Raw genomic sequence first — 6,437 nt, 5'->3', positions numbered from 1 at the left:
ACGTAGAACTTGGTCTTCCCGTCAAAGCCCGTCGCGATGCCAGAAACTTGGTACACGAAGTTGGGCTGAATCGTGTGCACGACCAGCGATCCCGTGTCCGCATTAACATGGACCTCATCGCCAAGGTAAATTTTAGGTGGCGAGAATGGCTGAGAGAACGACAGGCTGATTGCAGTGCCCGCATGCAACTGCTTCTTGCGGATAACCTCGATGATACTGTCTAAACAGTATTGGGCGTTGGCTCTATTTGCGCTGTTCTCTACAAAGCCGGCAGGATAAGAGGTGCACCAATCGGCTGCCTTATTCGGCCTAAAAACCTTCGGAGTAAGGTGCATTAAATTAAGAAGCTGGTTTGTATTAACGCCCCACTCAACGGCTTGACTCCGCAATCCTTCTCTATCTACTTGTACGTAGTCGGTAGGCTCCTTCACGTTTGTGACTATCCATTTCGAGTTCTTCGCGTAGCTCGGCGCCTTTCGTCCATATTTCTTGAAGAATCCGAAAAGGTCGGTGCTGTCATCGTCCTTGTACTCATGCACCGAGTAATCGGCTTCGATTTCTACGAAAAGAGCCCTCCTGATACAGATAAGCGTCTCGAGGTACTCTGCTCTTGCGTATGAGGCTACCGCTTGCTCAAGAAGCAACTTTGATTCGCCATCTAAGAGTAAGTCTGTTAGGAAGATCTGCGCGAGTCTCTTCTTTACTACAGAGTCAAGAACAGCGTCTATGGCGTGACGACTGGCCTCTAGATAGCCCCTTACTGTCTCCGGGAGGATTAGTTGTCCATAGTGCTTAGCGAGCACCCGGTTCTTGTTGAGTGCTTTTAATGTTCCGGAGCGAGGAATAGAAACTCCAGATTGCTGAAGTGTGCCGATGATCTGGTCGAATGTAAGCTTCTCGATCTTTGCCGTCTCATCAATTTCAAGTTCATTGATGGCGGCTAGTAGCACAAGTTCAAGCGCATCTTGTAGAAGGATCAGGCCGGCGGTGGCTGAGTGCGATATGCCCGAAGAGCAAAGAGCTTCCGATTCCTCGAAGATTGCCTTTGCGGTTATTAGTGAGTGGAGAGTTGACTCCTTCATTGCGTTTCTAGCCTTTCAGGGCTGGACAAAAGACGAAGCATCCCTTCAGTCCTCGCGTCATGAGGGTCTTGTAAGTGTTTCGAATGATCATCTCTGCGCGAATTATCGTGTTGGAATCTAGATTTCTTTTGGACGTATATCCTCTTATTGTCCGATCTTGCTTCGATCTTTTTGATGGGTCCRCTTCAAATCTGTCCCCTCGAAAAACGAGATCTGGCGCAATGATGACGCCGACATAGTCAAGCTCAAGACCTTGGCAAGTGTGAATGCAGCCAACTTGCTCAACAGAGTTTGGCGCCATGATCCAGAGGCTTCCGTCGACACCAAGATTCCATTGTGCTTTGTAGCCGAACTCYGGAATCACAATGTCGTATGCATTCGGATCTTTCTTGCTCTTCCAATCCCAGCAGTAGCCCGCCACCACTCGCGACCGATTGTTGAGCTTGTTCTTCTCTCGAATAAGATCGTGCAACTCAACGGGCGAGTCGACCAAGCGGAAGTCGAAACTATCGCGGTCGAAATCTGCGTTGGCGGTTTCGCGAATACCCAGCCAGTTGTCCAGCCAGGCGATGTAGCCATCGGATCCGCCACACCGGAACTGGGAGCTAAGCTCCAGCGTTGTGATCTCCGCGCCGGCCGCGTTCGCCCAGTGCATCAACTCCCGGGTATGTCCGATATCGGCGAGCGTCACGATCTGGTCGTCGTCCACGAAGAAGATCGTGCACTTGGCGCTACGGATGAGCTCCATAACCTGGTTCTCACCGAGATTGCCGTAGAGCCCGCTCTTGGCATTCAAGCGATGTGCTTCATCGACGACAAGCGTATCGAATACGTTGGGTTCCGCATTGTGGAAGCCGCCAGAGCCGGCGAACATGTTGGTCACGTCCGCTCTGCGGACCTGACCTGCCAGCTTCTTCGCATACACGGCGCGGGGCGCGGCGTTCTTGGAGACGTACTTGGTCACCTGTCCGCGTTTGGTCAGCGCCACCAGCAGATTGACCGCGACCACCGACTTTCCGGTGCCGGGGCCACCCTTGACGATGACCACTTGCTTGCGGGTTTCGCTGGCCTGCTCGGCGCGGGCCAGGCAGGTCTCGTAGACCACCTTCTGGTCGTCGACCAGCACGAATTCCTCATTGCCTTTGAGCATCTTGGCAAGGCTGTCTGCAAGCATCTTGGAGGGGCGGATACGCCCGTTCTCCATCTTGTACAGCAGTTCTCCCTTGTCTCCCTTCTTGACGTGCTTCTTGATGAAATCGCGCAGGCGCTTGAGTTCGTCCTCACCCTTCAGGAAGACAGGCGCCTTGTCGAGATAGGGGGCATAGCGCGCGTCGCGGATGATCCCGTCGTCGCGGTAGTTGTGCAGGTAGGCGCAGGGCTGCAGCGCCGTACCGGATTCGTAGACGGCTTCATTGAAACCATTGAGCAAGGCCGCGTAAGACCATGCTTGATAGCTGGGGTGGGGGCCTTCGGTTTCGGTACGACCCCCGCGATTGGCGACGATCAAGCCGTCCCTGTCGCTCAGTTTGGCGGACGACCATTGCTTCAACTCGACGATGATCGCGTGCGGGACACCAGCATCATCTTCCCCCGACAGGATGAAATCGATGCGTTTGGCCGTCTGCGGAATGCCGAATTCGATACCTACACCGATGTCGTCCGGTATCTGTGCGTCGCGTAGCACCCGTGACATCTCGCGCAGCGAAGCCGCCCATGACTTGAATTCCGCCTCCGAAGCGTAGCGGCCTGTCTTCTGCACATAGGCGCTATTGATGACGTCTTCAATACTGCGGTTGTCGTTGTCGTCCAAGAACTTCGTCTTGGTAGCCTGATAGACGATCACGCGTGCCTTCCCCTCGGCGATACGGTTACAGCTCGGTGTACTTCTTGCTGCTTCCCTTGGCTTTTTCCACCGGGTACTTGTCGGCATTCAAGGCCAGCTTGTCCGCCGCCACCTTCAGAGGGTCAATCTCGAGCTGGTCGGCCAGTTGAAGTAGGTAAAGAAATACATCGGCGATCTCATGTCCGACTTTCTCGCGAACCTCTGGGGTCAGGCTTCGGCTCTGCTCGTCGGTCAGCCATTGAAAATGCTCGAGCACTTCGGCAGCTTCGATGGAGAGTGCCGTGGCCAGGTTCTTCGGCGTATGGAACTGCCCCCAATCCCTGTCCGCGGCAAACTGCCGAAGCGCCTGTTGTAGTTCTGCGATCCCCATGGGCACTCCCGCACCGATGCCAAATGTGAGTATATGGCGCGCGTTCCCATCGAACACGGGTGTGCTGGCCTGTTTCGGGCCCAAGGTGCGATACCTCTTGTCGGAGCCTCGAAACTCCTCAAGAAGCGGTGCCACCCCCGGAACTGGGTGGCTTTCTTTTGCCCCGCGTGGGCAGAGCCGGCGTAGCGCTACGTCGGGAGTGGGCGAATACAACACCCGAAAGGGGAATAAGCCCGCCGTCTTCTTGCGGTTCGAGCCTCCCGACACCCCCGGCGCATGCGCGTCCGGGCCGTACCCATGGATTGGAGTACTTGTATGTCAAAGCATGTCGGATCGGCGGCCGGTTACCTGTTGAGCGAAGACGGACACGCCGAGCTCTGTCGCCTCACCGAACACCTCTACCTGTTGGCCTGCCTCACCCGCGCCTACGCCCCCGGCGCGCCCGACGAGGAACCCATCCCCATCCCGCCCACCCATTGGGCCGCCAGCCTCCAACTGTGGGGCGACACGCTGGAGCGCACCTTGGCCGCGCTCCGATGGCAGGGCCCCTGAAGCCGCGCGCCCGGCACGCCTGCCCGGCAGTTCAGTGGGCCCGCTCGCAATGGAATGCGCGGGTGAGATAGGGGTGGGGATACAGAAAACACCTCGCAAGCCTCAAACCCTTATCCGCAAGCCTCCCCAGCCTTGCCCGCAAGCCGCCGAGCCTTGCGCGCGCGAGGCATCAGACCTTGCGGTCGGAATGCCATGACCTGCACGCAGGGCCGCCGCGCATCGCGTGCAAGCTGCCGCGTCCCGGGTTTCTCACATTGCGCCTTGCGCGCGAAGTGCCGCGCCTTGCCATCGCAAGCCTGCTGGCGTCGCGATCCGTGCATGGCGGTTTCGCCTGCAAGGCATTTCGCCTTGCGCGCAGGGCAGGCGGAATCCAGGCGCAAAGGAAACCATCCCGCCGCTCAGGCTTCGCACCATTGCCGGCAAGGCTTAATGCCTTGCGACTCACATTGACGCACTTGCGCGTGCGGCCCTTGAGGCGCGCGCAGCGCACGCTACGCTCCTGTCGCCCGCCATGGTGGCGGGTACTCGAACGGATGCACTCAAGGAACRMCCATGACCCAGAACCGTATTGCCGTCACTTTCGCGGATACCGCACTGCAGAACATCGACACCGCCATCAACAGCCTCGAACAGGAGTTCGCCGGCTTGATCGGCCTGAGCCCCGACGAGCGTCGCGACCTCACCAAGATGGGCGCCAAATCGGAAGCGTTCTGCCGGCAGGCCGTGAACGTGTTGAGCGAACACAGCGGCGTGCTACCGCGCAACTTCGACCTGGCCGGCTACGTCGGCGATCTCGCGGCGCTCGATCAGCTCCGTCCGCGCGCCGTTCGCCTTCGACGCTTGCTGGAACGCATCGCCGACAGCGAAATGGCCCTCGGCAGCGATCTGATGACCGCATCGCTGGAAGGCTATGCCCACCTGAAGGTGGCGGGCAGGGGAGAAGGGCTGGACGAGCTGCGCAAGATGCTGTCGGTGCGCTTCAGCCGCCGCAGCGCAACGCCCGTCGCGCCCGACCCCGCGGGCGGCGACGGGGGCACCGTCACCAACGGCTGACGCCCCCACTTCCTCTCAACAAAGGCTCCGCAACGCGGGGCCTTTTTTCATGCGCGCGCACGCCGCGCCTTCATCTCCATGAACCCCTGCGCGATTCAAGCCAGCGCGTGCGCGGCCGATACAACGCCAGACGTTCTTCCGCCCTGCTGGCCTCCATGTCCCTGTTCCTGCCCGGCGGCGCGCCAGCGCCCGCAACCACCCGACGCCTGCGGCGCATGACCCGCCTGGCGTGCGCCTGCGCCGGTGGCCTGCTGGCGACCGCGGCCCACGCTCAGGCCCCGGACCTGTCGCGCCTGTCGCTGGAAGACCTGCTGGACGTGGACATCGTCACCGCCTCGCGCTTCCAGCAGCGCGTGGCCGACGCACCCTCCGTCGTGCAGGTGATCACCGCCGAGGATATCCGCGCGCACGGCTGGCGCACCCTGGCCGAAGCACTCGACAGCCTGCCCGGCCTCTACGTCAGCGACACCGGCCTGTACACCTACCTGGGCGCGCGCGGCCTGCTGCGCGCCGGCGACTACGACACCCGCTTCCTGCTGCTGGTCAACGGCCACCGCATCAACGACCCCGTCTACAGCCAGAGCCCGGTGGGCGCCGAATTCCCGCTCGACCTGGCGCTGGTGGAACGCATCGAATACGCCCCGGGCCCCGGCTCGGCCGTGTACGGCTCCAACGCCTTCTTCGGCGTCATCAACGTGCTCACGCGCGAACCCGACACCTACGGCCACGGGCAGCTGCGCGCMGCCGCCGGTAACCACGGCACTACCGACCTGCAGCTTACCGTCCCGGTCAGTGCCGGGCAGGGGCGCACGCTGCTGTCGGTGCGCGCGTTCGATACCGAGGGCCGCACGCTGCGCTTTCCCGCCTTCGCCGACACGCCCACCGGCGGCGTGGTGCGCGGCCAGGACAGCGAACGCGTGCGCCAGGTGTTCGTGCAGCACGCGCGCGACGGGCTGTCGTTGCAGCTGGTGGCCGGCGACCGCCGCAAGGACGATCCGGTCGCCCCGTACGAGCAGACCTTCGCCGCGTCCGGCGCGCAGGTGCAGGACCGCTGGATCGCCTTCGGCGCCACCCTGGCCCGCCCGCTGGGCGAGCGCGTCGAGGCGAGCGCACGCCTGGACGTGATCGACTACCGCTACGTCGGCGACTATGTCTACGGCAGCGCACCCACCTACCTCAACCGCGACATCGCCTCCGGCGTGTCGGTGGTGGCGGGCGGGCAGGTGGTCGCCCGCATCGCCGCGCGCCATACCTTCGTCGCCGGCGCCGAAGCGCAGTGGGACCGCGGGGTGGTGCAGCGCAACTTCGACGTATCGCCGCGCGCGACTTACCTGGATTCGCGCCAGCACATGACCAGTGGCGGCGTGTTCGTCGACGACGAGTTCCGCATGTCCGACGCGTGGCGGCTCAATGCGGGCCTGCGCGCCGATCGCAGCGACCGCGGCATCGTGCGCCTCAGTCCGCGCCTGGCGCTGATCGGCACGCGCGCGGACAACCGCGTCGTCAAGCTGATCGTGGGCCAGGCCTACCGCTACCG

The 6,437-nt window shown here is 61.4% G+C and carries 6 protein-coding genes; 3 read left to right on the top strand and 3 right to left on the bottom strand.

Translation table 11 applies throughout. The annotated features are described in order from the left end of the window. From AC04L7_RS10500 to AC04L7_RS10490, 3 genes are all read right to left on the bottom strand, one after another. The coding region (locus AC04L7_RS10500; protein WP_475512959.1) for a hypothetical protein at positions 1-1,082 on the bottom strand (1,082 nt) is incomplete at its 3' end. Between the two features lie 7 nt (positions 1,083-1,089). Then, positions 1,090-2,925, bottom strand: a complete 1,836-nt coding sequence (locus tag AC04L7_RS10495) for a DNA/RNA helicase domain-containing protein (protein WP_475512958.1) — start codon at positions 2,923-2,925, stop codon at positions 1,090-1,092. Positions 2,926-2,950: 25 nt separating this feature from the next. Then, positions 2,951-3,295, bottom strand: a complete 345-nt coding sequence (locus AC04L7_RS10490; RefSeq protein WP_435997523.1) for a nucleotide pyrophosphohydrolase — start codon at positions 3,293-3,295, stop codon at positions 2,951-2,953. 315 nt (positions 3,296-3,610) lie between these two features. On the opposite strand from AC04L7_RS10490, the gene AC04L7_RS10485 reads away from it, so the two are divergent. The 3 genes from AC04L7_RS10485 to AC04L7_RS10475 form a co-directional block, all read left to right on the top strand. Next, positions 3,611-3,847, top strand: a complete 237-nt coding sequence (locus tag AC04L7_RS10485; protein WP_435997525.1) for an XAC0095 family protein — start codon at positions 3,611-3,613, stop codon at positions 3,845-3,847. 552 nt (positions 3,848-4,399) lie between these two features. Further along, entirely contained in the window at positions 4,400-4,900 is a 501-nt protein-coding gene (locus AC04L7_RS10480) for a hypothetical protein (protein WP_299341397.1), read from the top strand. Positions 4,901-5,055: 155 nt separating this feature from the next. Then, positions 5,056-6,437, top strand: a 1,382-nt coding sequence (locus AC04L7_RS10475) for a TonB-dependent receptor plug domain-containing protein (protein WP_475512957.1), incomplete at its 3' end; no start/stop codon positions are given.

Source organism: Pseudoxanthomonas sp. LjRoot204_2 (assembly GCF_056175765.1).
The sequence above is the reverse complement of the archived record's forward strand: the minus strand, read 5'-3'. Positions and strand labels throughout refer to the sequence as shown.